A 26,548-nucleotide genomic window follows, 5' to 3' on the forward strand; every position below is an offset into this window, starting at 1 on the left:
AAGGGGCACGTCCTTCATGATGCATCCCAGATCCGGGGGCCGTCGGTTCCTGGCACCACTGCTCGGAGCCGTCCTCGTCCTCACCGGCCTCACGGTCACCACATCCACGGCGTACGCCGCCGGCGACCCGTGTGCTCCGGGCGGCAACAAGATCGCCTGTGAGAACTCCAAACCGGGCTCGCCCTCGAGCGAGTGGGATATCGACGGGGCTGGGGACGACTCGATCCAGGGCTTCGCCACCGACATCAGTGTCGACGTCGGTGACCCGATCGACTTCAAGGTCGACACCAACGCGTCGGCCTACTCGATCACCATCTACCGCACCGGGTGGTACGGCGGCGACGGGGCCCGGCGGATCGCGTCGGTCACGCCGTCCGCGAACCTGCCGCAGAACCAGCCCAACTGCACGCGTGAGACCAGCACGGAACTGACCGACTGCGGCAACTGGGCGGTCTCGGCGAGATGGCAGGTGCCGTCCGACGCGGTCTCCGGTGTCTACGTCGCGCGGCTGCGCCGTTCCGACACCGGTGGTGCCAGCCACATCACCTTCATCGTCCGCGACGACTCCAGCCACTCCGACGTCGTCTTCCAGACCTCGGACACCACCTGGCAGGCGTACAACCTCTACGGCGGTTCCAGCTTCTACCACGGTGCCGCGAACGGACGGGCGTACAAGCTGAGCTACAACCGGCCCTTCGTGACCCGGCACAGCCCGGCGCGGGACTTCTACTTCGCCAACGAGTACCCGCTGGTGAGATTCCTCGAGCGCAACGGATACGACGTCAGCTACATCGCCGGGGTCGACACCGACCGTCGCGGCGAGCTGCTCACCAACCACAAGACCTTCCTCTCCGTCGGCCACGACGAGTACTGGAGCGGCGCCCAGCGGGCCAACGTGGAGGCTGCCCGCGACGCCGGGGTGAACCTGCAGTTCCTCAGCGGCAACGAGGTCTACTGGCGTACTCGGTACGAGTCCTCTCAGGTGGGCGCGGCCGGGACGAACTCCTACCGCACCCTGGTGACCTACAAGGAGGCCTGGGGCACCGAGGACCCGGCCGACGAGTCCACCTCCACCTGGCGAGACCCGCGCTACGCGCCGAAGAGCAAGGGGGGCGGGCTCCCCGAGAACGCCCTGACCGGCACGATCTTCATGTCCAACTGGACCGACAAACCGTTGACCGTCACCCGGGACCAGGGCCGGCAGCGGCTGTGGCGCGGCACCGGGCTGGGGCAGATGACAGGGGCCACCACCGAGCTGGCGCCACATACGGTGGGGTATGAGTCCGACGAGGATCAGGACAACGGGTTCCGTCCACCAGGGCTGATCCGGGCCTCGGAGACGACCGCGTTCGTCGAGGGGCAGTACATGACCGACTTCGGTCGCAACGTCGGGAACGGTACGACCACCCACTCGATCACCCTCTACCGGGCCAGCAGCGGGGCGCTGGTCTTCGGTGCCGGCACCGTCCAATGGACCTGGGGGCTGGACTCGACCCACGACAGCCAGTACGACAGCAACCCGACGAGCCCGGCGATGCAGCAGGCCCAGGTCAACCTGCTCGCCGACATGGGCGCTCAGCCGACCACGCTGATGGCCGGCCTGCAGCAGGTCGCTGCCTCGACCGACACCACCGGTCCGTCGGTCGCGATCAGCTCACCCGCGGCGGGATCGGCCCAACCCAACGGCGCCAAGGTGACCCTGACCGGAACCGCCACCGACTCCGGTGGAGGGATCGTGGCCGGCGTGGAGTACTCCACCGACGGCGGCAGCAGCTGGCACCCCGGAAAGGGCACCTCGGCGTGGACGGTCGAGTACATCCAGCACGGCGTCGGCAACACCCCGATCCAGGTCCGTGCGGTCGACGACAGCGCCAACATCGGCGCCGTCGCGTCGCGAACGTTCAACGTCTCCTGCGGATGCAGCATCTTCGGCGAGACCTCGATCCCGACCACCTGGACGGCCGTGACCAGCCCGGCGACACCGTCGGCAGACGACCCCAGTGCTGCTGAGCTCGGCCTGCGTTTCAGCCCCCTCGCCGACGGGTACGCAGCCGGCGTCCGCTTCTACAAGGGCTCCGGGAATACCGGCACCCACACCGGCTCGCTCTGGAGCACCAGCGGCGAGCGCCTGGCCCAGGTCACATTCACCGGGGAGACCTCAGGAGGCTGGCAACAGGCACTGTTCGCCAACCCGGTGGCACTGAGTGCTGGCACGACGTACATCGTCTCCTACACCGCTCCCAACGGACACTACGCGGTGCAGCCGTGGGCCTTCGGTGCCCAAGGCCTGGAGGCTTACCCGCTCGATGTCGCGGGCGGCTACGGCGCCGCCCCTGCGGGGGTCTACGCCAACCCCGGCACCTTCCCGGCCAACTCGCACAACAACTCCAACTACTACGTCGACGTGGTCTTCACGTCTACCGACGACTCACCGCTCTCCGCGATCAGCCAGTGGCCGCTGGCGGACTCGTCCTCGGTCCCGCGGTCGACGACCATCAGCGCCCGCTTCTCCAAGCCGGTGGTGTCCTCCTCGGTCCAGGTCACGGTCAAGGACGCGCTCGGGGCATCGGTGCCGGGATCGACCGCTTACGACGCCACCACCAGGACCGTCACCTTCACTCCGTCCAACCCGTTGGCAGGGTTCGTGAAGCACACGGTCACGCTCGCGGCGACCGATACCCAGGGAACGCCGCTCACCGGAGGGAAGAGCTGGTCGTTCACGACCGCGAAACCGCCGGCGACACCAGGAGTGTGCCCGTGCTCGATCTACAACGACGAGGACGTGCCGACGATCCTGGAGGACTCCGAGCGCGCTTCGCTCACGCTGGGAGTGCGGTTCCGCCCGACGGTCACCGGAACGGTCACAGGTGTCCGGTTCTACAAGGCCGTGAACAACACCGGGCCGCACACCGGCACCCTGTGGTCGAGCAGCGGCCAGGCGCTGGCCCAGGGCACCTTCACCGGCGAGAGCACCACCGGCTGGCAGACGCTCACGTTCGCCCAGCCGGTCGCGGTCCAGGCCGGGGTCGACTACGTCGCGTCCTACCACACCAACGGGTCCTACTCGGCGACACCGAACGCGTTCGCCGCCTCGGACCTCTCCAAGGGGCCGATCTCGGTCTCCTCGACCGCCGGCGCCTATACCTATGGCGAGGGGTTCCCGGGCAACTCCTCGGCCTCCAGCTACATGGTGGACCTGGTCTTCCAGAAGGGTGCGCCGACGCTGACGGTGACGTCACAGAGCCCGGCGCCGGGTGCGGTCTCGGTGCCGCGCGGCACCAACATCACCGTCGGTTTCTCGAGCGCGATCACCTCCGGCTACCAGATGAACGTCTCGGGCCCGGGCGGGACGATCGCGGGGACCTCGTCGCTGAACCAGGCCGGCAACGAGATCACCTTCGATCCCACCGATGCGCTCCCCTCCGATGCGGACGTCTCGGTCAGTCTGACCGGGGTGACCTCTGTCGAGGGGGCCACGCTGGCTCCACAGAGCTGGACGTTCCGCACCCGGGCCCAGTCGGCGACCAGCCAGTCGCTCTTCGGTGCCCAGGTGCCGCAGCAGCTGGCTGTGAGCGATGCGTCCCCGGTGGAGGTGGGCACCGCATTCACCTCCGCACGTGACGGCCAGGTGACCGCGATCCGGTTCTACAAGGGCACGGGCAACAACGGCACCCATGTCGGGTCGCTGTGGTCCGACTCCGGCACCCGGCTGGCCTCGGTCACCTTCGTCGGCGAGACCGCCTCGGGCTGGCAGGAGGCGACGCTCTCCCAGCCTGTCCCGGTGACGGCGGGGGCGACGTACGTCGTCTCCTATCTCGCTCCGCAGGGCCACTACTCGGCCACCGGCGGGTTCTTCAACACTGCCTGGACCTCGGGTGACCTGACCGCGCCGGCGACCAACAACGGCCGCTATCTCTACGGCGCCGCGGGTGGGTTCCCCACCTTCAGCTGGGGCGCGACGAACTACTTCGTCGACGTCGTCTTCGAACGCGCAGCAGCGACGATGAGCGTCACCGGGCGTGATCCGAGCCCGGGCGCGACAGGCGTGGACACCGGGGTCGATCCCGCGATCACGTTCTCGGCGCCGGTGGCGAACGGCTGGAGCATGTCGGCCACCGCCAACGGGTCCTCGGTGGCTGGTTCGGCGGCGCGGAGCAGCGACGGACGTACGCTGCAGTTCACGCCGTCGGCCGCGCTGCCGGCCGGGGCGACGGTGTCGGTGAGCGCCTCGGGAGTGGTCTCGACCGACGGGGTGAGCCTGCCGACGCAGACGTGGTCGTTCACGACCGCTGCGGCCGTCCCGACAGAGGTCTCGCTGTTCACCGGGGTCACGCCGCAGACCGCGTCGACGTTCGACCTGATGCCGATCGAGGTCGGCACCGCCTTCTCGACGTCGGTCGCCGGCTCGGTGACGGCGATCCGGTTCTACAAGGGCAGCGGCAACACCGGCACCCACACCGGCTCGCTGTGGAACTCGGCCGGCACCCGGATCGCGACGGTGACCTTCACCGGTGAGACCGCGACCGGCTGGCAGCAGGCCACGTTGCCGACCCCGGTCGCGCTCACGCCGGGGGCGACGTACGTCGTGTCCTACTACGCGCCCAACGGGCGCTACTCCTCCACGCCCGCCGCGCTCACCCAGTCTCGGACGGTCGGCCCACTGACGGCTCCGGGCGGAGCCAACGGCCGGTATCGGTACGGGACCGGAGGGGGGCTCCCGAACCGATCCTGGAACTCCACGAACTACTTCGTGGACGTGAGGTTCCGCCCGGCGTCACCGTAGTCCGGACAACGAGTCCCTAATTGCGGGGATAGGTGGGGCGAGGCTCTTCGGAGCCTCGCCCCTCGCCGATTCCATGGTCGACATGACTGATGGGGAACCGCTCGGCGTAGCAGTGGTCGGGGCCGGTTACTGGGGACCGAACCTGGTCCGCAACTTCCGGAACGCGCGGGAATGGACGCTGGTCGCGGTGGTCGACCTGGACCTCGAGCGGGCCCGGGAGGTGATCGGAGGCGGGTCGGACGTGCTGGCCACGACCGACCTCGACGAGGTGCTCTCGCGCGAGGACGTGGACGCGGTCGCGATCGCCACCCCGGCCCGGACGCACCGAGGGCTGGTGGAGCGGGCGCTGCGCGCGGGGAAGCACGTGCTCGTCGAGAAGCCGCTGGCCGACGACGTGGAGTCGGGGCGGAGCATGGTCGAGGCCGCGCGCGCCAACGATCTCGTGCTGATGGCCGACCACACCTACTGCTACACGCCGGTCGTGCAGAAGATCCGCGAGCTGGTCGAGGACGGCTCGCTCGGCGAGATCCTGTTCGTCGACTCGGTGCGGATCAACCTCGGGCTGGTGCAACCCGACGTCGACGTCTTCTGGGACCTGGCCCCGCACGACCTCTCCATCCTCGACTTCATCCTGCCCGGCGGGCTGCGCCCCACCGGGGTCGCCGCGCACGGCGCCGACCCGCTCAGGGCCGGCAAGTCCTGTGTCGGCTACCTGAGCCTGCCGCTGGAGGGCGGGGCGATGGCCCACGTCCACGTCAACTGGCTCAGCCCCACCAAGATCAGGCAGATGGTGATCGGCGGGAGCCGGCGTACGTTGGTCTGGGACGACCTCAACCCGCAACAGCGGCTCAGCGTCTTCGACCGCGGCGTCGACCTGGTCCAGCAGAGCGTGGACATCGCCGACCGCGCCGCCGCGACCATCTCCTACCGGCTGGGCGACACCTGGGCGCCGGCGCTGCCCGAGTACGAGGCGCTCGCCCGGATGGTCGGCGAGTTCGCCTCGGCGATCCAGGAGGGCCGTACGCCGCGCACCGACGGGACCGCCGGGCTCCGTGTCCTCTCCGTCCTGGAGGCGGCCCAGACCAGCCTCCGAGCCCGTGGCGCCCTCGTCGAGGTGGCCGCCGAGACCCCGACCCTGGAGCTGATCCGATGACCTCCCCCGACCTCACGAAGCTGAACGGCGCGAACGTCCTGGTCACCGGAGGGGCGGGCACCATCGCCTCCACCATCGTGGACCAGCTCCTCGACGCGGGGGTCGCGCACGTGGATGTGCTCGACAGCCTGATCCGGGGCCGCAAGGCCAACCTCGACGACGCCCTCGCCACCGGTCGCGTACGGCTGGTGGAGGGCGACATCCGTGACCGGGACCTGGTCGGTGACCTCACCGCAGGCAAGGACCTGGTCTTCCACCAGGCCGCCATCCGGATCACGCTGTGCGCCGAGGAGCCGCGGCTGGCCAACGAGGTGCTCGTCGACGGCACCTTCAACGTGGTCGAGGCCGCCGTGCAGGCACGGGTGGACAAGCTGATCTACGCCTCCTCGGCCTCGGTCTTCGGGCTCGCCGAGGAGTTCCCGACGCCGGAGGGGCACCACCACAACAACAACGACACCCTCTACGGGGCTGCGAAGTCCTACAACGAGGGGCTGGTGCGGTCCTTCCGGGCGATGCACGGGCTCGACTACGTCGGGCTGCGCTACTTCAACGTCTACGGACCCCGGATGGACGTCCACGGCGCCTACACCGAGGTGCTGGTGCGGTGGATGGAGCGGATCGCCGACGGCAAGCCGCCGCTGATCTTCGGCGACGGTCGCCAGACGATGGACTTCGTCTGCGTGCCCGACATCGCCCGGGCCAACATCCTGGCGGCCGCCTCCGAGGTGAACGAGGGCGTCTACAACATCGCCTCCGGCACCGAGACCTCGCTGCTCGAGCTGGCCGAGGCGCTGCTGCGGGCCATGGACTCCCCGCTCGGCGTCGAGCACGGTCCGGAGCGCGCGGTCAACGGGGTCACCCGCCGCCTCGCCTCCATCTCCGCGGCCCGCGAGGACCTGGGCTGGTCCCCGACGATCGGGCTGGAGGAGGGGCTGCGGCAGCTCGTCGAGTGGTGGGCGCCGCTGCGCTCCGAGATCGCCGCGGGCCGCGAGCTCAGCGGGGGTATGTCGTGAGCCGCGTCAACGTCATGCAGCCCTGGCTGGGCGAGGAGGAGGTCGAGGCGGTCGCCGAGGTGCTCCGCTCCGGCTGGGTCGCCCAGGGGCCACGCGTGGCCGAGTTCGAGCGCCGCTTCGCCTCTTCGCAGGAGGCTGCTCACGCGGTCGCCACCTCGAGCTGCACGACGGCGCTCCATCTGGCACTGGTCGTCGCGGGAGTGAGTCCGGGGGACGACGTCGTGGTCCCGTCCTTCTCGTTCATCGCGACCGCCAACGCGGCGGTCTATGTCGGGGCCCGGCCGGTCTTCGCGGACGTCTCGCCGGTCACCGGAAACCTCACCGCGGCGACCGTCCGAGAGGCGCTCACGCCACGGACGACCGCCGTCATCGTGGTCGACCAGGGCGGGGTGCCGGTCGACCTGGACGCGATCCGGGAGGTCTGCGACCCGCTCGACATCATGGTCATCGAGGACGCTGCCTGCGGTGCCGGGTCGACCTACCGAGGCCGCCCCGTGGGCGCCGGCGCTGAGATCGCGGCCTGGTCCTTCCACCCGCGCAAGATCCTCACCACCGGCGAGGGCGGGATGCTGACCACCTCGCGCGCCGACCTGGCCGAGCGGGCGCGCAGGCTGCGGGAGCACGCGATGAGCGTCTCCGCCGCCGACCGGCACGCCAGCCTGGTCTCGCCACCGGAGTCCTACGACGAGGTCGGCTTCAACTTCCGGATGACCGACCTGCAGGCCGCGGTCGGGCTGGTGCAGCTGTCGCGGTTGCCGGAGGTGGTCACCCGACGCCGAGAGCTGGCCGCCGTCTACGCGAAGTCGGTCACCGAGATCGACGGGCTGCGCGCGGTCGCGGACCCGGCCTGGGGCACCAGCAACTTCCAGTCGTTCTGGATCGAGGTGGGGTCCCCGTACGGGCTGGACCGCGAGGGGCTGCTGAGCGCCCTGGCCGAGGCTGGGATCTCGGCGCGACGCGGGATCATGGCGTCGCACCGGCAGCCTGCGTACGCCTCGCCGTCGCTCAGCCTGCCGGCCACCGAGCACCTCGCCGACAACACGCTCATCCTGCCGCTCTTCCACCAGCTCTCGGACTCGGAGCAGGCGCGGGTCATCGACGTACTCCGGCAGGGGGGAGCACGCCGATGACCACGCTCGTTCTCGTCGCGGCGAGCGGTCTGGCGGGGGAGACCGCTGCCGCCGCTGCGGGCTATGACCAGATCGTCGCGGTTGACGACGACCGCGGACGCTGGGGCACCGTCGTCGGAGGCGCCAAGGTCATCGGCCCCGTCGAGGTGGTCGCCGACACCGGCGCGGACCTGGTCATCTGCACCGGGTCCGGCCGTGTGCGGCGCATGCTCGTCGAGCGCCTTCTCGACTACGGCGTGACCCCGGACCGGTTCGCGACCATCATTCACCCCGACGCCTCGGTCGCCGCGGGGTGCGAAGTCGGGCCAGGAAGCATCCTGCTCGCCGGGGTCCGGCTGACGTCGCAGGTGTCGGTGGGCCGACACGTCGTCGTCATGCCCAACGCGGTCTTCACCCACGACGACATCGTGGCCGACTTCGCCACCGTGTGCGCCGGGGTCGCTTTGGGCGGGGGTGTCGTCGTCGGTGAGGCCGCGTACCTCGGGATGAGCTCCTCGGTGCGGCAGCATGTCACCATCGGAGCCGATTCCGTCCTCGGTATGGGATCTGTCCTCCTCCACGATCTTCCCGTGGGTGAGACCTGGGTTGGGGTCCCTGCCCGCCCGGTCCGGGTGGCGGTCTGATGCGCCGGTTCCACCGTCCGCGACCATTGCGGGCACGCCCCTCGGTCGGTGTCGTGATCCCGTGCTACAACTACGGGCACTATCTGCGTCAGGCGGTCGCGGGAGCCCTCGCCCAGGACGGCCTCGACGTCGAGGTGCTGATCGTCGACGATGCCTCCACCGACGGCAGCGCGGACGTCGCACGTTCACTGGCCGCGGACGATCCGCGCGTCCAGGTGCTCGTCCACGAGCGGAACGCCGGGCACATCCAGACCTACAACGACGGGCTCTCCCTGGTGCGCGGAGACTACGTCACGCTGGTCTCCGCGGACGACGTACTGATGCCCGATGCGCTCACCCGCGCCGTCGCGCTGATGGAGAACCACCCGAGCGTCGGCCTCGTCTACGGGTACGCGCGCTCGTTCACCGACGAGCTGCCGGTCGGGCCGACGAGGACCCGTAGCTGGTCGGTCTGGTCGGGAAGGGACTGGCTCGGAACCGCCGCTCGGCAGGGCCGTTGCTTCGTGGTCAGCCCTGAGGCGGTGATGCGGCGTGATGCGCTCGAGCAGACCGACGGGTACGACCCTCGACTGCCCCACTCGGGCGACTTCGACATGTGGCTGCGCACCGCGGCGCGCTGGGACGTCGGCCGGGTGGACGGACCGATCCAGGCGGCCTACCGCGTGCACGACGCCAACATGCACCTGACCGAGTACGCGGGCTGGCTCACCGACCTGCGCGAGCGGCGGCGCACCTTCGACATCCTCTTCGACGAGCGTGCCCCGGAGGTCGCCGAGATCCAGACTCTGCGGCCGTACGCGATGAGGGCCTTGGCCAAGGAGTCGCTGCGTCGCGGTCGGGAAGTCGCTCACGGCGACTCCGCGGTCCTCCTCGAGCACCTCCGCTTCGCCGCCGAGACGCACCCTGCGATCCGAAGCTCCAGAGCCTGGGGACGCGCCTGGGCCGAGGCGACCGAGGACCGGGTGTCCGGTCCGGCGCCGTGGAGTCGCGCGACCGCGAAGGTCCGACACCACCTGCGGTGGCGGTTCGAGCGCAGGTACGGCACATGACCACGACGACCTCTCAGGGGACGGTGGCCGGGCGAGTGAGCCGCGGCCTCGGCTGGGGGCTCGGCGGCACCATCGCGATGCGGGTCGGAAGCGTTCTGTTCGGGATCCTCGTCGCCCGGCTGGTCGCGCCGGCAGAGTTCGGCGTCTATGCGGTGGCGCTGACGGTCTGGGCGATCCTGAGCACCCTGGCCGACCTCGGGCTCGGCGCCGATCTGGTCCGCGCGCCCGACATGGAGCCGCGGGCGCCGACGGTGGCGAGCATCGGCCTCGGCGTGAGCATCGGCCTCGGCGCGACGATGGCTCTGGCTGCCGAGCCGATCGCGCTCGCCTTTGACAGCCCGGAGTCGGTCGGCGTGATCAGGCTGATGGCGGTCAGCATCGCCGTCTTCGGCTTCACGATCGTTCCTTCGGCGCGACTGACCAGGGCCTATCGGCAAGGTGCGCTGTTCGGCATCAACGGGCTCGGCCTGGTGGCCTCGGTGGTGGTCTCCCTCGGCCTGCTCCTGGGCGGCGTCGGTGCCGAGGCGCTCGCCTGTGGCCAGATCGCCTGCCAGAGCGTGATCGCGGTGGGCCTGTTCGTCGTCACCCGCACCGTGCCACGACTGGGGTTCGATCCTGCTCTGGCCCGGGACTCGCTCGCGTTCTGCCTCCCGCTGGCCGCCGCGAATCTGCTCTCCTGGCTGCTGCTGAGCCTCGACAACCTGATCGTCTCCCGAACCCTCGGCCCCGAGGAGCTCGGGCTCTACGTGCTGGCCTTCAACATCTCCTCCTGGCCGATGAGCGCGCTCGGAGCCGCGATCAGGGTGGTGGCGCTGCCCGCCTTCTCCCAGGCGTCCTCGCCGCAGATCCGCAATCGTGGCCTGGTGCTCTGCATCGCGCCTCTGGTCGCCGTGGCGACCCTGGCCTCGCTCGGCCTCGCCGCCGCCGCCGTCCCGCTGGTCACCCTGGTCTACGGCGAGCGCTGGGAGCCCGCCGCCGCTGCGCTCACCGGACTCGCGGTGTTCGGAGGTGTCCGGGTCGTGCTCGACCTGGTGGCCACCTTCCTCGTCGCCGCGGGCGAGACCCGAGCCGTCCTCCTCGTGCAGGTCGCGTGGGTCATGGCGATGGTGCCGGCGATGATCATCGGCGTCGCCCGTTGGGGCCTGGCCGGCGCCGGCTGGACCCATGTCGTCGTCGTCGCGGTCGTGGTGGTGCCGCTCTACCTACGTGCGCTCGCCAAGATCGGGGTCCGGTCCGGAGAGCTCCTCCGACCGGCGGCGGTCCCGCTCCTCGCGGCCATCCCGGCGGCCATCGTCTGCGGCTGGCTCGCCGGCGTCGGGAGCAACCGGCTCCTCACGCTGGCCGGCGTCGCCGTCGCCGCTCTCGTCCTCTACGCCCTGCCGCTGCTGCGGTGGTGGCGCGCCCGATTCACCCAGCTTCGCCGGCTCGAGCCGGCCCCGCTCCCGGAAGGAACCCCGTCATGACCGCGAACCCACGCCCGAGCGTGCCCTTCGTCGACCTGCGGCCCCAGAACGAGGCCATCAACGAGGAGGCGGTGGGCGCGTTCGCCGAGATCTGCGAGAGCGGCGCGTTCGTGCTCGGACCGCAGGTGCGGCGCTTCGAGGAGGAGTACGCCGCGTTCGCCGGTGTCGAGCACTGCATCGGCGTCGGCAACGGCACCGACGCGCTCGTGCTCGCCCTACGTGGCGCGGGCATCGGCGCCGGGGACGAGGTGATCGTCCCCGCCAACACCTTCGTCGCGACGGCCGAGGCGGTCGCCATCGCCGGGGCCGACCTGGTGCTCGCCGACTGCGACGAGGACTTCCTGATCGACCCCGCAGACGTCGCGCGCCGGGTCACCGGCCGCACCCGAGCGGTCATCGGGGTCGATCTGTACGGACAGGTGGCACCGTTCGAGCAGCTCCGCGACGCGGTCGGGGACGGCGTACTCCTCCTGGAGGACGCCGCCCAGTCCCAGGGAGCCAGCCGGAACGGCCGGCCGGCGGGATCCTTCGGTGCGGCTGCCGGGACCAGCTTCTACCCGGGCAAGAACCTCGGCGCGTACGGGGACGCTGGAGCGGTGACCACCGGGTCGGTGGAGATCGCCGACCGGGTCCGTGCCTTGCGCAACCACGGCGGGATCGCCAAGTACGAGCACCTCGACGTCGGCACCAACTCACGTCTGGACTCGGTCCAGGCGGCCGTGCTCTCTCTCAAGCTCGAGCGCCTCAAGGGCTGGAACGCCGAGCGCGACGAGGCCGCGCAACGGTACGCCACGCTGCTCGCCGACCTGCCCGGGGTCGTTCTGCCGCGGGTCCTGCCAGGCAACCAGCACGTCTGGCATCTCTACGTCGCCCGGGTCGCCGACCGCGACCGGGTGCTGCGCGAGCTCATCGAGGCCGGAGTCGGTGCCGGCATCCACTACCCGGCACCGGTGCACCTGTGGCCCGCCTTCTCCTGGCTCGGCCACGGCGCCGGCTCGTTCCCGGTCGCGGAGACGCTGGCGCACGAGATCATCTCGCTGCCGATGTTCCCGGGCATCACCGCAGCGCAGCAGGAGATCGTCGCGGACGTCCTCGCCGAGGTGGTGCACCGATGAGCGGCAGCGTCCTCGGCATAGCCGGGAAGCTCCGGCGCGAGGGGCCACGCGGCATGGTCCGCCGCGCCGTACGGCGTGCCTATCGACAGCTCGACGCACACGCCCTCGACTTCGGCCTGCTGCCCGAGGACATCGCCGACTCCACGCGTCTGGAGCTGGGTCCGGTGCCGCCGGTGCCCGGTGGACGCCCGCTCGTGGTCGGCTGGCTCACCACGCCGCCGGCGGCCGGCTCAGGGGGTCACACCACGATGTTCCGGATGGTGGAGGCGCTGGAACGGGCCGGCCACCGCTGCGTCGTGCTGCTCTACGACCGGCACCACGGCTCGGCGGCCGCTCAGGCCCAGGTGATCCGTGATTGCTGGCCTGGGGTCCGGGCCGAGGTTCGTTCGGTCGATGAGGGGTTCGACGGGCTGGACGCCTGCGTGGCGACCGGGTGGGAGTCGGCCCACGTGCTCGCCGTCCGGCCGACACGGCCGCTGCACCGGCTCTACTTCATCCAGGACTACGAGCCGCTCTTCTCGCCGCACGGCTCGGAGTACGAGCTGGCCGCTGACACCTACCGGTTCGGCTTCACCAACATCGCGCTGGGGGAGATGGTGCACCGTCGGCTGCGCGATGATCTGGGCGTCTCCTCGGCGCTGGTGCCGTTCTCGTGCGACACCTCCGTCTACTCGCTGCACAACCACGATCAGCGCTCCGGCGTCGTCTTCTACGCCAAGCCGGGTCTGGCGCGGCGCGGCTACCTGCTCGGCACCCTCGCGCTCGCGGAGTTCCTCCGGCGGCACCCGGATCAGCCCATCCACGTCTACGGTTCGCCGGCACCCGACCTCAGGATCCCGGTGACCCACCACGGTCGGCTCACCCCCGAGGAGCTGAACGCGCTCTACAACCGATGCGTCGCCGGCCTGGCGATGTCCTTCACCAACATCTCGCTGGTCGCCGAGGAGATGCTCGCGGCGGGCTGTGTGCCGGTGGTCAACTCCTCGCCCGACGCCCGTGCCGACCTGGACAACCCACACGTCGGCTGGGCCTCCCCGACACCTGGAGGCATCGCCGATGCCCTGTCCGATGCGGTCGGGGCAGCCGACGTCCCGGCCCGGGCGGCGGCGGCCGCCGGGAGCGTACGCACCGACAACTGGGCACACACGCGCGAGGGCGTACGCCGGGTCATCGAGAACACGGCCAGGGGCGCTCCCATGGATTGGGTACGCATCGCTGGTGGCGCCGGCGCCACCACGAGCCCTTCCTAGGGTTCTTTCATGATGTCCTCACCGCCAGGTTTCGCGGCAGTCTCCGCAGCCGCCGGCCGGTTCCCGCCGGCCTTGGCCGCGGCAGTCATGGCCGTCGCGCCCGAGGCGGCTTGCGACGGCACACGGTCGGGGCTGCAGACGGCGACCTGGGGAGTTGACGAGCCGCTGGTCGACGGCCGGACGCTGGTCCTCACGCGCGAGCTGAGGCGACGGAACCTGGAGATCGAACCCAAGGACGTGGCCCGGATGCTCGCCGTCGGAGACCGGAAGGCGCTCGCCGAGATGCTGCCGACGTTCGGCGCCGTGCAGCACGCCGGGAACGCCGTCACCGCCACCACCGATGCGCTCGGCTTCCGTCATCTCTACTATCGCCTCGGCGACGGCTGGGCGGCGATCTCGACGTCGGCACGGGTGCTGGCGGGACTGGCGCCGACGTCGCTCGACCACGACGGTCTGGCAGTGCAGAGCCTGCTCGGCTGGCAGCTGCGTGGGCGCAGCCTGTTCGAGTCCGTGACGAAGGTGCCCGCGGGCCGGCTGGTCGAGATCCGAGACGGCCGGCTCCGTATGGACGCCTTCACCGAGGAGCCGGACAGGGAGCGTGTCGACCCCGCCGAGGCGGTCGACTCGATGAGCAGCATGCTCCGTGGCTACGTGGGGGCCTACCTCGACGATCACCCCGACGCGATCCTTCAGCTCACCGGCGGCCAGGACTCGCGGCTGCTGCTCTCCGCGATCGAGCCCCGGCGCCGACGCGGGCTACGAGTGGTGACCCTCGGACGACCGGACTCTCCTGACGTGAGGATCGCCGCCGGTCTGGCACAGCGCTACGAGATGAGACACGAGATCATCAGCGTGGACGGCCTCGACACGCTCGGGCCCGAGGAGGCGTACGCACGGTGTGAAGCTGCCGCAGGCGCGATCGAGCTCGGTGCTGACCCGCTGGCCTGGGCGGCACTGGACTTCGCCGAGGCCCGGGCGATGCCGGGACCGCGGATCTCCGGGCTCGGGGGAGAGGTGGCCCGAGGGTTCTACTACCTCGGCCGCGACGGCGACGGCCCGGTCACCGAGGCGCGGGCGCGACGCCTGGCCGAGTGGCGGATGTTCGTCAACGAGGCCGTCGAGCCATCGGCGCTGCGGTCGGCGTTCCGAGAACGGGCCCGCGAGGTCGCCCACGCCGAGGTCCTGACCGCCCTTGCCGACGGCGGGCGCTCGTGGTTCGAGGCGACGGACGAGCTCTACCTCGGCCAGCGGATGCAGCACTGGGCAGGGGCGACCGAGTCGCCGGTGAGCGCCCGCCGGCGGATCGTCAACCCGATGCTGGATGACCGCTGGATCGCGACCGTCCGGGCGCTCGCGCCCGAGGACAAGGCCGGCTCCCGGTTCCTGGCCCGGCTCCAGGTCGAGCTGGATGTCGAGCTGGCCCGGCTGCCGCTGGAGGGGCGCCCCTCGCCGGCGACCTACGTCACGCCCGGATGGCGCAGCTCCTGGCGACGGGGCGCGACGATGGTGGCCAAGGCCGGTCGCAAGGTCGGCCAGCGGGTCCGGGGCCGCGGTCGCCCACCGGTCGGTGGCGAGATCCTGGCCGACGCGGTGGTGACCTACTGGCGTGCCCACCCGGAGACGGTCGCGGGGCTCGCGGAGAGCGAGATCGTCGAGCCGAGCTGGCTCGACGACGTCCTGGCGGGCAGGCACCATCCGGGGCCCGGGACGGTCGCGTTCCTGCTCAACCTCTCCCTCGCCTCCGGCGCAGTGCGCCCGTCCGGCGTCACCGCTGCGAGATGAGGTCCCGGTCGGTCCGGCGTACGGTCGGGCTGTGCTCCCGGGCCTGCATCCGGCGCGCAGCGCGGGCGCGGGAGAGACGCTCGACCCAGATCACGGCGACCACCGTGAGCGATCCGCCCAGCAGGGCGAGCCCCGCCGCCGTACGCGACCGGCTACCGCTGATCTCCTGGACGACCACGTCCTCCGGCGCCATCTCGGTGGACATCCGCGACGCCTTGCGGACACCCAGCTCGTCCTGTCGCCGTTGCAGGATGCCGTCGAGGTCCCGGGCGATCCGGGCCGCCTCCTCCTCGACCCGACCCGCGTCAGAGTCCACGACCTGCACGTCGATCACCGGGTTGGTGTAGATCGGGAGCCACTGGTTGCCGACGTTGCGCATCCGGACACGCTCGCCCCGGCTGAGGCCTTCGCCGTAGAGGGTCGTCTCGGTGGTGCTCATGTTGAGCGGGTGACGACCCTGGTTGTACTCCTCCACCAGCAGGCCCGCCATCGGGACCATCCCATAAGGGTCCTCGCGGAGGGTGTTCGGGTTCACGGACTCCTTCGGCGGGAGCAGCACCACCTCGAACTGCGTGAAGTAGACGGGCGGCCGGTCGAGCAGCACCAAGGACCCGCCCAGCGTCAGCAGTGCGCAGACGACCACGACGTACCACCTGCGCAGCAGCAGGCCGACGAGTTCGAGGGCTGTCACAACCCTCACCCTGTGCGCGACCACCGACGAGGGACCACGATCGGTCCGGTCGGTACCTCGTCTTGGGTATGACGACGTGGGTGCGGCCCGGAGCACGCCGGAGAACCTGACGATGGCTGTGCCCGGGCACGGGGATGCCTTCAGTCACTGACTAGCGAAAGCGACCGGAACACATGGAACTCAGCGCGGTGTGGGGGGCCTTGGCGCGCCGCTGGTACCTCGTGATCGTCACCCTGGGGCTGACCGTCGTCGCCGTCGTGGTGATGATGGGGCGGGTGGGTCCCTCCTACACGGCTCAGGGCACCCTGCTCCTCTTCCCACCCGATGGGACCACCCGAGCGGGCGAGAAGATCGAGGGCAACCCCTATCTCTCCCTGGGCGGACTCAACCCCGCCCGCGACATCCTCATCCGCGCGATGACGTCCAAGACGGCCCGGGCCGACCTCGAGAAGAGTCATCCGGACGTGAGCTACGAGATGTACGCCGACATGGCGGTGAGCGGGCCGATCGTCGTGGTCGAGGTGACCGGCGCCAGCGAGAAGGACACGATCGGCGCTCTGAACGACCTGTTCGAGGCCGCGCCGGGGGTGCTCGCCGGCCTGCAGGCCGACCTGGGGATCAAGCGCCGTGAGTACATCGCCATCCAGAGGCTCACCATCGACGAGACCGCGGAGAAGGTCACCAAGGACCAGCTCCGCGCCGGCATCGTCGGCGGTGCGGGCGTCCTGGTGGGCGGGCTCCTCGGCATCGGGTTGCTGGACGGGCTGCTGCTCTCGCGCAGCCGTGGCGGTAGGCGCCAGGAGGAGGACGATTCGCACGAAGCAGGTGACGTCGGCGAGGACCGCGCCGGCCCCAGAATCGTCGAGCCCCTGGACTCGGATGGCCGGGTGAGGCCACCGCCCCGGAACGGTTTCGCCCAGGTCGTACCGCATGACGAGCAGTCGTCCGCGGTGCAACGCAGGTGAGCGACGATGCGGACGGCCCCTCTCACCGGAGTGCGTAGTCCGGGCGAGCCGACGACAGGTGTGCTCCGGGCGATCGACGCCGCCACCATCTTGACGGTCTACATCGTCGTGCTGCTCTCCATCCGATCGGTGCTTGTCGTCCCGGCCCTGGGCACCGCCGGTGCGCCGGCGACGATCGTCGCGATCGGTGCGTTCCTGTGGTGGGTCTGGTACCACGTCCAACGGATCCATCGGATCGATGTAGGAGTCCAGCCGCTACGCATCGCGATCTTGGGGTTTCTCCTGGCCGTGATGGCGTCGTACGTGCTGGCGATGTCCGCTCCCATGCCCGGTAACGAGCTGACGCCGGCCGACAGCGGACTGCTCAGGACGATCGGTATGGCCGGACTGGCCATGGTGGCGGCAGAGGGGATCTCGTCGCTCGACCGGTTGCACGCAGTGGTGCGCCGGCTGGTGATCGGGATCGGGTTGGTGGCGGTGCTGGGCCTGGTCCAGTTCGTGACGCGGCAGGCCTTGGTGGACCGGATCAGCATCCCCGGACTCTCCGCACGCGGCATCGAGATCGGCCTGTACGAACGCAGCGGCATGCCACGGCTGAGCGGTACCTCGACCCACCCGATCGAGTACGGCGTCATCTTGTCGATGGCGCTACCGCTGGTGATCGTGTACGCCCTGCACGCACCCACACGACGCTGGCTCTATCGGGCAGTCCTGGCCGTGGTCGCGATCGCGATCTTCATGGTGCTCTCGCGCTCGGCGATTCTCTGCACCGCCGTCGCGATCTTGGTCCTCGCCCTCCGTTGGAGTTGGCGCATGCGCCTGGTCGCACTCGGGTGCCTGGCCGGGATCTCCGGCGTGGTCTATCTCATGGTGCCGGGGATGCTCGGTGTCCTCACCGGGCTGTTCGTCGGCGCCGGCGACGATGCCAGCGTGGCGTCGCGGACGGACGCCTACGGGGTGGCTCTCCAGTTCATCGCGCGCGACCCATGGCTGGGCCGCGGGCCCGGGACGTTCCTGCCGCAGTACTGGATCCTGGACAACCAGTACCTGGGCCATACGATCGAGACCGGGCTGATCGGCATGGCCGCGCTGCTGGCGGTCATCCTCGTCGCGGCGTTCATGGCCCGCAGCGCTCGGGAGGCCGCGACCACCGACTTCGACCGCGAGCTCGCTCAGGGGCTGCTCGCCGCGGTCCTCGCCGGCGCGACCGCGATGGCCTTCTACGACCTGTTCGCGTTCCCGCAGTCGTCCGGCTGCTTCTTCCTGATGGTCGGTCTCGCCGGCGCCCTGCACCGGCTGGTCCGGAAGGAGCCCGGGGAGCCGTCATCCCGGGTTCACGACACCGCCGTCCGACCACACATTGCCCCTCCAGACGTTGCCGGGCGCTGAGGAGTCGAAGGACGCGATCGGGAACCAGTATCCGCAGTTCGGCCGCGCCGCGGTGCGCTGGAACACGTTGTCGATGAAGCGGATGTGGTTGGCGTCGCCATGGGCCTTGCCCGAGGACGAGCCACCGTAGGCGCAGGTTCCTCCTGTGGTCACCAGGAACAGGTTGCGCTCGATGAGGTTGTTCTCGACGGTGGCGAAGTCCCCGTACCCGGTCAGACCTGCCGAGCAGCCCGCGTCCGGCGGGACGTCGGGCGCGTCGCAGCCGATCGTGTTGTGGCTGATGACGCCGCCGGAGCCCATGCGGATCCCGGACTCGTGGGCGACTCCGCTCAGATCGGTGAACTGGCCGTGCACGTACGAGTCACGAACGGTGCAGTCCCGCCAGCAGTTGATCGAGCGGTTGCCGCCGGTGACCTCCACCCGCAGGGCGGTGAAGCCGACGTTGCCGATGCCGGTCCCGCCCCGGTTGCCGATCCGGACCTCGCTGTCGACGATCCGGAACCCCAGCCCGTTGGACGCCTCGTCGTTGTACACGGTCCCGTTGATCACCGAGTTGCGGATCGTGACGTCGGCCGCGCGTACGTTCAGCGTGCAGTTCACGATCTTGCCGTCGATCACGGTGCCGGCCGTGGTGATGTCGCACGGACCTGTGTACGGCGTCAGCTTCACGCCCGCGGGCACGCCGGTGGTCGCCGGGTTCGGGAACCCTTCGGGAATCGCGCTCGGGGACGGCGGGTCGGTGGCGACGCCCGGAGAAGCCGGGCTCGAGGACGGGCTCTGGGATGGGCTCTGGGATGGGCTCGTTGACGGGCTCTGGGACGGGCTCGATGACGGGCTCGATGACGGGCTCTGGGACGGGCTCGGCGACGCATCCGACGGCGAGGACGGGGAGGGCGACTGACGGGAACCGGCCCAGCGCACCACGATGTCGACGGCGTAGCTGTTGGCCCCGAACGTACTGGTGGGGAAGGACCCGGGCCGGTAGGAGTAGACGCCGGCGTTGGCCCCGGCCGTGATCGGTCCTGTGGAGATCGGCTCGGTGAAGAAGTACTGGTCGGTGGAGTAGCGGCCCTTGGGTGCGGTGTAGGAGACGACGTAGACCCGGCCGGGTTCGAGGTCCACCGCGCGGTCGAGGTCCGCCACCTGCAGGCCACGCCGGGGCTCGTCGCTGAACCGTGCCGTCGCGAGCTCACGACCCCGCCCGGACCACAGAGTGCCTGTGTGCGGACCGGTGTTCGCGGAGCTCTTGTAGAACTGGATCGCGACGGCTTCGACGGGCTCGGTCACCCGGAACCGCAGACCCAGCTCGACGGGACGACGATCCGGGTCCGTCACGATCGCGGGGACCGCGTCGTCGGAGAGCAGGCTGACCGCCTCCGCCTTGCCCTGCGAGGCCGGCCAGATCACCCAGGCGGCGATGGCGACAACCGTGATCAGAGTGCTGCAGACCAGAAGGATCGGTTTTCGGGCAGAGCCCGGAGGGCGTGCCGGTCCAGAGGTTCGACTTTCCGAGGTTTGCATGTGGTTGCACCGTTCGGGTGTAGGCAGCGCCGTTGCGATACCGACCCTGCACAGACCGGGGTGGCTCGAGCATCGTCCAAAATCGGTATCTCGACCATGTTTTCTCAGGACGTGCATTTGCCGGGACTGCGTCCCGGCGTCTACCTGATACGGGGGATCCGGGTTCCCCGAGCCGTTCTTCTGGTCGGTGGGCCGTTGACGATTGCCACGTGAAGCTCGAGCTCCGAACCCGACTGGTGGATTCTCCTGCGTCCTTCGGCGCCATGCTCCGGCTGCGGCGCTGGGAGAGGTTCACGACGCTCTTTCCTGATATCGCCGACATGAAGGTCCTCGACGTCGGCGGCACCACCGATTCCTGGCTGCGGGCACCGGTACGACCCGCGCACGTCGTCGTGCTCAACCTGACCGAGCCCGGAGCCGGTGCTGAGGGCTGGTTGACGCCGGTGGCGGGAGATGCCTGTGACGCACGCGGCGCGTTGGAAGGTGCGGGTGCGCCGGTGGCGTACGACCTGGTGTTCTCCAACTCTCTGCTCGAGCACGTCGGTGGCCATGCCCAGCGGTCCAGGCTGGCCGAGCAGATCCGTCAGGCCGCGCCGCGGCACTGGGTGCAGACGCCCTACCGGTACTTCCCGATCGAGCCGCACTGGCTCTTCCCCGGGATGCAGTTCCTTCCGATGGCACTGAGGGCCCGGGTCGCCGAGCGCTGGCCGTTGGTCCACACGCTTCCCGCCTCACGGGCCGAGGCGATGGCCGACGTGCAGTGGACCGAGCTGGTCGGGATGACGGAGATGCGCTCCTACTTCCCCGACTCCGACATCCTCAGGGAGAGGGTCCTCGGCCTGACCAAGTCGATGATCGCGGTGCGGACGCGATGAGGACGACGCTCCACTCCGTCCTCCGTGAGCACGCGCTCGCGCGACCTGATGCGCCTGCGCTGACCTACAAGGCTCTCACCCAGACCTACGCCGAGGTCGTGGCCGCGGTCGACGCGGTCGCCGCCGGTCTCAGCGCCCTCGGTCTGACGCGGGGCGACCGTTGTGCCGTCTTCTTGGAGAAGAGGCCAGAGACCGTCGCCTCGATCTTCGGGGCCATGGCGGCGGGCGGGGTCTTCGTGCCGGTCAATCCGCTGCTCAAGGGCGGCCAGGTCGCCCATATCCTCGACGACTGCTCGGTCAAGGTGCTCATCACCTCACGGGAGAGGCTGGTTCTGCTCCGCGAGGAGCTGAAGGGGTGCGAGTCGCTCGAGCACATCGTGCTGGTCGGGACGGGGGGCCATGATGAGCTCGCGCTCGACATCGGGGTGCACACCTGGGCCGAGGTGTTCTCGACCGGTGCCTCCGCGCCTCTCGATGTGACGATCGACCAGGACCTGGCCGCGATCCTCTACACCTCGGGCAGCACCGGGAGGCCGAAGGGCGTGGTGCTGAGCCACCGCAACCTCGTGGTGGGTGCCGAGAGCGTCAGCAGCTACCTCGGCAACGGGCCCGAGGACGTCATCCTCTCGGTGCTCCCGCTCAGCTTCGACGCCGGTCTCAGTCAGATCACCACCGCCTTCGCTGCCGGCGCGCACGTCGTGCTGATGAACTATCTGCTGCCGGGCGAGGTTCCCCGGCTGTGCGCGGAGCACGGCGTGACGGGGTTGACCTGCGTACCGCCGCTGTGGCTGCAGCTGACCGGTGTCGAGTGGCCGCAGGAAGCTCGGGCCGGGCTGCGCTACTTCGCGAACACCGGGGGCCGGATGCCACGGGCCACGCTGCAACGGCTCCGTGAGCACTTCCCGACGGCCCTGCCCTTCCTGATGTACGGCCTGACCGAGTCGTTCCGCTCCACCTATCTCGACCCGGCCGAGGTCGACCGGCGTCCGGACTCCATCGGCAAGGCCATCCCGAACGCCGAGGTCCTGGTCGTACGTCCCGACGGGACGCCCTGCGAGCCCGGCGAGGAAGGGGAGCTGGTCCATCGTGGTGCCCTGGTGGCCCAGGGCTACTGGGGCGATCCCGTGCGGACCGCCGAACGGTTCCGGCCGCTGCCGCGGGAGCAGGCCTCGTGGCGTACGCCTGAGCTGTGCGTGTGGTCCGGGGACCGGGTCATGGCCGACGAGGAGGGCTTCCTCTACTTCGTCGGGCGCCTGGACGACATGATCAAGACCTCCGGGTACCGGGTCAGCCCGACCGAGATCGAGGAGGTCACCTACGACACCGGCCTGGTCCGCGACGCGGTCGCCCTAGGCCTGCCCGACGAACGGCTCGGGCAGCGGATCGTCCTCTTGGTGACGCCCCCTGCCGGCCAGACGGAGATCGAGGTCGACCGGCTGCTGACCGCGCTGCGCCGCGCGATGCCGCCCTACATGGTGCCCTCGGCCATCGAGGTACGTCCCGAGCTCCCGCGCTCGCCGAACGGCAAGTTCGACCGCGTCCTGATCCGGACCGTCCTGACGTCGTGACCCTCAGCGCAGCCTCTTGACCAGGCCCGCCGCCTGCCGTTCCATCCTCTTGGCGATGCCCTGCCCGGTCAGGATCTGGCTGCGTACGCTGGCCCCGTCGTCCTCCGCGGTGACGCTGAACCTCGGTTGCAGCCAGGCTCCGGCCACCGCGTGGGCACGGTCGCTGGTGTAGACGTGCTCATAGCTCAGGCGGCGCAGGTGACGCAGCGTGGCGCGGTCGTAGCGGCCCAGCGGCAGCGCTGCCTCGTCCACCGTCTCCCCGGCCGCCATGGTGATCTGCTCGCGGGCCTGGATCAGCTCGCGGCGTACGCCCTCGGCATCGAGGCCGCGCCAGCTGACGTGGTCCATGCCGTGGGTGCCGATCCGCATGCCCGCCACCCGGAGGAGCCGGACGTCGAGGCGGTCGACGCTCCCCGGCTTCCCCAGCCGTCCGGCCAGCACGAAGAAGGTCGCGCTCAGGCCACGGGCCTGGAGGCCCGGCAGTCCGATCGCGACGTCGGAGTGGTTGCCGTCGTCGAAGCTGATGCGCACCTCGGGCCGGCCGGCGACGGCATCGAGGATGTCCTCGTAGGCGTCCTGGCTGATCCAGTAGCGGTCCTCGCCCGGCTCCAGCTCGCGCTCGGGCTCGCCGATACCGTGGAAGCAGATGTTGGTCACGTGGGCGGGCATGTTCTCCACGCTAAGGATCCGGAGGCCGTGCCGGGCGACCGTCTGCGTTGGCCTACCTCATACGGGGGATCTGCGGTCGGGAGCCGGGTCCGGTGGGGGTGGACCCCGTTGAGACTCACTGGTGTGTCGCTCCCGATCCGAACCATCGCCGTCGTGGTGGTGACCTACAACAGCGCTCACCTGCTGGCCGATCTCGTCGGCTCTCTGCCGGGTGGGCTCGCCGGTCTGGGGTGGCGGCTGGTGGTCGCCGACAACGCCTCCGCCGACGACTCCGTGGCGACCGCGCGCCGCCTCGCGCCGGACGCGACCGTCGTCGAGACCGGTCGCAACGGCGGCTACGCCGCCGGGATCAACGCGGGTGTCGCAGCCGCCTTCGCCGAAGATCCGGACGTCGACGCGGTGCTGGTGCTCAACCCGGACGTACGTCTGGAGCCCGACTGTGTCACGGCGCTCGCCCGCGAGCTCGTGTTCGGAGTCGGCGTGGCCGTGCCCCGGCTGGTCGATGCCGAGGGCCGGCTGATCGAGTCGATGCGTGGCGCGCCGAGCCTGGTGCGGGCCTTCGCCGACGCCGTGGTGGGCGCCAACCGCGCCGGCCGGGTCCGGTGGGCGGGGGAGATCGTGGCCGACCCGGCGGAGTACGAGCGCGGCCAGGACACCGACTGGGCCGAGGGCTCGACGCAGCTGATCAGTGCCGAGTGCTGGCGCGCGTGCGGTCCCTGGGACGAGTCCTACTTCCTCTACTCCGAGGAGACCGAGTTCCACCTGCGGGCTCGCGACCGGGGCTTCCGGGTGCGGTTCGCGCCGGCCGCGCGTGCCGTGCACCTCGGCGGAGAGTCCACCACCTCGCCTGGGCTGTGGGCGCTCCTGGTCGCCAACCGGGTGCGGCTCTTCACGGTCCGCCGCGGGCGGGTCCAGGGGGCTGCGTACTGGCTGATGGTGCTGGCCCGCGAGTGCAGCCGGGCGCTGCTGGGGAAGCAGACGTCGCGACATGCCGTACGCACCCTGGTCAGCCCCCGCCGGATGAGCGCCCCGCGGGGGCCCGAGTGGGTGGCGAGCGCATGAAGGCCGTGCTCGCCCCGATCACCGCAGAGGACCTCCCGGCCGTCTCGACCTTCCTGCACGAGCAGCTGAACCCGCGGGTGCAGGAGCTGGAGTGGACCCAGGCGCTGCGGGTGCCGTGGGACGTACCCCAGCCCAACCACGGGTTCTTCCTCGCCGAGGGGGACCGGGTCGTCGGGGCCTACCTCGCCTACTACTCCGAGCGTCGGGTCGGGACGGAGAAGCTCCAGGTCTGCAACCTGGGCGCCTGGTGCGTGCTCGACAGCCACCGCCATCAAGGACTGCGGCTGCTGACCACGCTGCTCAAGCAGCCCGGCTACGAGTTCACCGACTTCTCGCCCTCGGGCAACGTGATCGCGCTCAACCGGAAGCTCAAGTTCACCGACCTGGACACGACCACATCGCTGGTGCCGGCCGTATCGCCCGCCACTGTGCTGCCGAGGCGGCGCGGGGTGCGAGTGAGCAGCCGTCCCGACGTACTGGACTCGGTGCTCCAGGGTGAGGAGCGGGACCTCTATGCCGACCACCGTGCCGCGGCGGCGGCCCTTCACGTGGTGCTGAGCACGGGCTCGGAGCACTGCTACGTCGTGGCCCGCAAGGACACCCGCAAGGGCGTACGCGCCTTCGCCTCGGTCCTCTACGCGAGCAACCCGGAGCTGCTCCGGCGGCACGCGCCGCGGCTGGCCTCGCACCTGCTGACCCAGCACGGAGCTGCGGCGACCCTGGTCGAGCACCGGGTCGCGGGCGCGGCACCGGACGGTTCCTACCGGCTGTCGCGGGCTCGACCGAAGATGCTGCGCAGCGATGCCCTCGACCCGGCCCGGGTCGACTACCTGTACAGCGAGCTGACATGTCTGGAGTGGTGATGACCGACGTTGGTGGAGTGCCCGTGCGGCTGCTGGCGGAGCGGGTCGGATCGACCCCGTTCTTCGCCTACGACCGGGCCGCGATCGACGCCCGGGTCGCCTCGTTGCGTGAGGCGCTGCCCGGGGATGTGCACCTGAGCTATGCGGTCAAGGCCAACCCGATGCCGGCGGTGGTGCAGCACCTGGCCCGCACCGTCGACGCGCTCGACGTCGCCTCGGGGGCCGAGATGCGGGTGGCGCTCGACACCGGGACGGACCCGGGGTCGGTGAGCTTCGCGGGGCCGGGCAAGTCGGTCGGCGAGCTGTCCCAGGCCGTCGCGGCCGGGGTGCTCGTCGAGATCGAGTCGCCGCTGGAGGCCGACCGCCTGGTCGCGGCCGCCGAGCGGCTCGGTCGCCGGCCGCGGGTCGCGGTGCGGGTCAACCCGGACTTCGAGGTCAAGGGCTCCGGGATGCGCATGGGCGGCGGCGCCCAGCAGTTCGGGGTCGACGCCGAAACGGTGCCGATGCTGCTCAAGACGCTGCACGACCGCGACGTCGAGGTGGCCGGCTTCCACGTCTTCTCCGGCTCCCAGAACCTGCACGCCGAGATCCTCGCCGAGGCTCAGGAGCGCACCGTCGACCTCGTGCTGCGGCTGTCCGGTGACCTTCCTTCGCCGATGACCTATCTCAACATCGGCGGCGGCTTCGGCATCCCCTACTACACCCAGGACCAGCCCCTCGATCTCTCGCTGGTCGGATCGCGCCTCGAGGAGCTGCTCGCCACCCGCGTGCGTCCTGCGCTGCCGTCCGCGCAGGTCGTCATCGAGCTCGGCCGCTATCTGGTCGGCGAGGCCGGGGTCTATGTGACCAGGGTCGTCGACCGCAAGATCTCCCGCGGCAAGACCTTCCTGATCGTCGACGGCGGCATGCACCATCAGCTCGCCGCCTCGGGCAACTTCGGCCAGGTCATCCGCCGCAACTACCCGATCTCGGTCGCCGCGGCTGCTGGTGACGCTGAGGCTGCGGTGGAGACCGTCCAGGTCGTCGGCTGTCTCTGCACGCCCCTTGACCTGCTCGGCGACAAGGTGAACCTGCCGCGCGCCGAGGTGGGCGACCTGGTCGTGGTCCACCAGGCCGGGGCGTACGGCCTCACCGCCAGCCCCACCGCGTTCCTGAGCCACCCCGTCCCGCTCGAAGTTCTCGTCTGAAACCCAAGGAGTCCCATGACCATCGACACCACCGAAGCGATCCTCGACCGGGTGGCCGGGGCGATCACCGAGGTGATCGGACCCGACCACGGCGCCGGCACGCTGACCGCGGACACCCTGCTCTTCGGCTCCCTGCCCGAGCTCGACTCGCTCGCCCTGGTCGAGCTGATCACCGTCCTCGAGGACCGCTTCGGCTTCGAGATGGACGAGGACGACATCAACGCCGAGGTCTTCGAGTCCGTCGGGTCCTTGGCGGAGTACGTGCGGGCGCAGGTCGGCTGACGCCGCCCCGCTTGTCGAGCCGTCCCGCCCCCCGCTGGTCGAGCCGCGAGGCCGCCTGCGGCCGAGCGTGTCGAGACCAACACGGTGCCCTCCGCGCTCGATGGGACCGTGTTGG

Annotated in this window: 21 protein-coding genes; 18 read left to right on the top strand and 3 right to left on the bottom strand. The window is 70.4% G+C overall.

All coding sequences use genetic code 11. From position 1 onward, the window contains the following. Positions 1-16 precede the first annotated feature (16 nt). The 10 genes from ACFWQC_RS24460 (at position 17) to ACFWQC_RS24505 (ending at position 15,361) form a co-directional block, all read left to right on the top strand. Positions 17-4,783 (top strand): DUF4082 domain-containing protein, encoded by a 4,767-nt coding sequence (locus ACFWQC_RS24460; protein WP_378684130.1) that lies wholly within the window; start codon positions 17-19, stop codon positions 4,781-4,783. Positions 4,784-4,865: 82 nt separating this feature from the next. Continuing rightward, a complete protein-coding gene (locus ACFWQC_RS24465; RefSeq protein ID WP_378684132.1) occupies positions 4,866-5,936 on the top strand; it encodes a Gfo/Idh/MocA family protein in 1,071 nt (356 codons plus the stop codon). Next, positions 5,933-6,949, top strand: coding sequence for an NAD-dependent epimerase/dehydratase family protein (locus ACFWQC_RS24470; protein WP_378684134.1), 1,017 nt, complete (start codon positions 5,933-5,935; stop codon positions 6,947-6,949). Before ACFWQC_RS24465 ends, ACFWQC_RS24470 begins: the two co-directional genes overlap by 4 nt. Then, a complete protein-coding gene (locus ACFWQC_RS24475) occupies positions 6,946-8,079 on the top strand; it encodes a DegT/DnrJ/EryC1/StrS family aminotransferase (RefSeq protein WP_378684137.1) in 1,134 nt (377 codons plus the stop codon). Before ACFWQC_RS24470 ends, ACFWQC_RS24475 begins: the two co-directional genes overlap by 4 nt. Then, positions 8,076-8,702 (top strand): acetyltransferase, encoded by a 627-nt coding sequence (locus ACFWQC_RS24480; protein WP_378684140.1) that lies wholly within the window; start codon positions 8,076-8,078, stop codon positions 8,700-8,702. Before ACFWQC_RS24475 ends, ACFWQC_RS24480 begins: the two co-directional genes overlap by 4 nt. A 26-nt stretch (positions 8,703-8,728) precedes the next feature. Then, on the top strand, positions 8,729-9,751 hold the full coding sequence (locus tag ACFWQC_RS24485; protein WP_378684143.1) for a glycosyltransferase family 2 protein: 1,023 nt from the start codon (positions 8,729-8,731) through the stop codon (positions 9,749-9,751). Continuing rightward, complete coding sequence (locus ACFWQC_RS24490; RefSeq protein ID WP_378684146.1) at positions 9,748-11,214, top strand: oligosaccharide flippase family protein; 1,467 nt, start codon at positions 9,748-9,750, stop codon at positions 11,212-11,214. Before ACFWQC_RS24485 ends, ACFWQC_RS24490 begins: the two co-directional genes overlap by 4 nt. Beyond that, positions 11,211-12,329, top strand: coding sequence for a DegT/DnrJ/EryC1/StrS family aminotransferase (locus tag ACFWQC_RS24495; RefSeq protein WP_378684149.1), 1,119 nt, complete (start codon positions 11,211-11,213; stop codon positions 12,327-12,329). Before ACFWQC_RS24490 ends, ACFWQC_RS24495 begins: the two co-directional genes overlap by 4 nt. Continuing rightward, positions 12,326-13,579, top strand: coding sequence for a glycosyltransferase family 1 protein (locus ACFWQC_RS24500; RefSeq protein WP_378684152.1), 1,254 nt, complete (start codon positions 12,326-12,328; stop codon positions 13,577-13,579). Before ACFWQC_RS24495 ends, ACFWQC_RS24500 begins: the two co-directional genes overlap by 4 nt. Before the next feature lie 12 nt (positions 13,580-13,591). After that, entirely contained in the window at positions 13,592-15,361 is a 1,770-nt protein-coding gene (locus ACFWQC_RS24505; RefSeq protein ID WP_378684155.1) for a hypothetical protein, read from the top strand. Here the strand turns inward: ACFWQC_RS24505 and ACFWQC_RS24510 are convergent. After that, positions 15,345-16,052 carry a hypothetical protein gene (locus ACFWQC_RS24510; protein ID WP_378684158.1) on the bottom strand — a complete coding sequence of 236 codons (708 nt, stop codon included), beginning with the start codon at positions 16,050-16,052 and terminating at the stop codon, positions 15,345-15,347. The two genes, ACFWQC_RS24505 and ACFWQC_RS24510, sit on opposite strands and share 17 nt — an antisense overlap. A gap of 173 nt (positions 16,053-16,225) precedes the next feature. Here ACFWQC_RS24510 and ACFWQC_RS24515 point away from each other — a divergent pair, with 173 nt between their 5' ends. Next, the gene (locus ACFWQC_RS24515) at positions 16,226-17,017 is read left to right on the top strand and encodes a hypothetical protein (RefSeq protein ID WP_378684161.1); all 792 of its coding nucleotides are present in this window, start codon (positions 16,226-16,228) and stop codon (positions 17,015-17,017) included. A 6-nt stretch (positions 17,018-17,023) separates the two neighbouring features. Further along, positions 17,024-18,406 (top strand): O-antigen ligase family protein, encoded by a 1,383-nt coding sequence (locus tag ACFWQC_RS24520; RefSeq protein WP_378684164.1) that lies wholly within the window; start codon positions 17,024-17,026, stop codon positions 18,404-18,406. Here ACFWQC_RS24520 and ACFWQC_RS24525 read toward each other — a convergent pair. After that, positions 18,341-19,813, bottom strand: a complete 1,473-nt coding sequence (locus tag ACFWQC_RS24525; protein WP_378684167.1) for a DUF4082 domain-containing protein — start codon at positions 19,811-19,813, stop codon at positions 18,341-18,343. The genes ACFWQC_RS24520 and ACFWQC_RS24525 overlap by 66 nt on opposite strands. Before the next feature lie 323 nt (positions 19,814-20,136). Here ACFWQC_RS24525 and ACFWQC_RS24530 point away from each other — a divergent pair, with 323 nt between their 5' ends. Both ACFWQC_RS24530 and ACFWQC_RS24535 read left to right on the top strand, forming a co-directional pair. Further along, on the top strand, positions 20,137-20,802 hold the full coding sequence (locus tag ACFWQC_RS24530; RefSeq protein WP_378684170.1) for a hypothetical protein: 666 nt from the start codon (positions 20,137-20,139) through the stop codon (positions 20,800-20,802). After that, the gene (locus ACFWQC_RS24535) at positions 20,799-22,370 is read left to right on the top strand and encodes an acyl-CoA ligase (AMP-forming), exosortase A system-associated (protein WP_378684173.1); all 1,572 of its coding nucleotides are present in this window, start codon (positions 20,799-20,801) and stop codon (positions 22,368-22,370) included. Before ACFWQC_RS24530 ends, ACFWQC_RS24535 begins: the two co-directional genes overlap by 4 nt. A gap of 3 nt (positions 22,371-22,373) precedes the next feature. Here ACFWQC_RS24535 and ACFWQC_RS24540 read toward each other — a convergent pair whose 3' ends face one another. Then, positions 22,374-23,039: a polysaccharide deacetylase family protein gene (locus ACFWQC_RS24540; RefSeq protein ID WP_378684175.1), complete on the bottom strand. Its 666-nt coding sequence runs from the start codon at positions 23,037-23,039 to the stop codon at positions 22,374-22,376. A gap of 123 nt (positions 23,040-23,162) precedes the next feature. Here ACFWQC_RS24540 and ACFWQC_RS24545 point away from each other — a divergent pair, with 123 nt between their 5' ends. From ACFWQC_RS24545 to ACFWQC_RS24560, 4 genes are read left to right on the top strand one after another with little or no spacing between them, the layout of a single operon-like run. Then, positions 23,163-24,101, top strand: coding sequence for a glycosyltransferase family 2 protein (locus ACFWQC_RS24545; RefSeq protein WP_378684178.1), 939 nt, complete (start codon positions 23,163-23,165; stop codon positions 24,099-24,101). Continuing rightward, the gene (locus ACFWQC_RS24550; protein ID WP_378684181.1) at positions 24,098-24,964 is read left to right on the top strand and encodes a hypothetical protein; all 867 of its coding nucleotides are present in this window, start codon (positions 24,098-24,100) and stop codon (positions 24,962-24,964) included. The genes ACFWQC_RS24545 and ACFWQC_RS24550 overlap by 4 nt, the downstream gene beginning before the upstream one ends. After that, on the top strand, positions 24,964-26,151 hold the full coding sequence (locus tag ACFWQC_RS24555; RefSeq protein WP_378684184.1) for a pyridoxal-dependent decarboxylase, exosortase A system-associated: 1,188 nt from the start codon (positions 24,964-24,966) through the stop codon (positions 26,149-26,151). Before ACFWQC_RS24550 ends, ACFWQC_RS24555 begins: the two co-directional genes overlap by 1 nt. Before the next feature lie 15 nt (positions 26,152-26,166). After that, positions 26,167-26,433 (top strand): acyl carrier protein, encoded by a 267-nt coding sequence (locus tag ACFWQC_RS24560; RefSeq protein WP_378684187.1) that lies wholly within the window; start codon positions 26,167-26,169, stop codon positions 26,431-26,433. Positions 26,434-26,548 lie beyond the last annotated feature (115 nt).

The organism is Nocardioides sp. NPDC058538 (genome assembly GCF_042719275.1).
In the GTDB taxonomy this organism is placed as follows: domain Bacteria; phylum Actinomycetota; class Actinomycetes; order Propionibacteriales; family Nocardioidaceae; genus Nocardioides.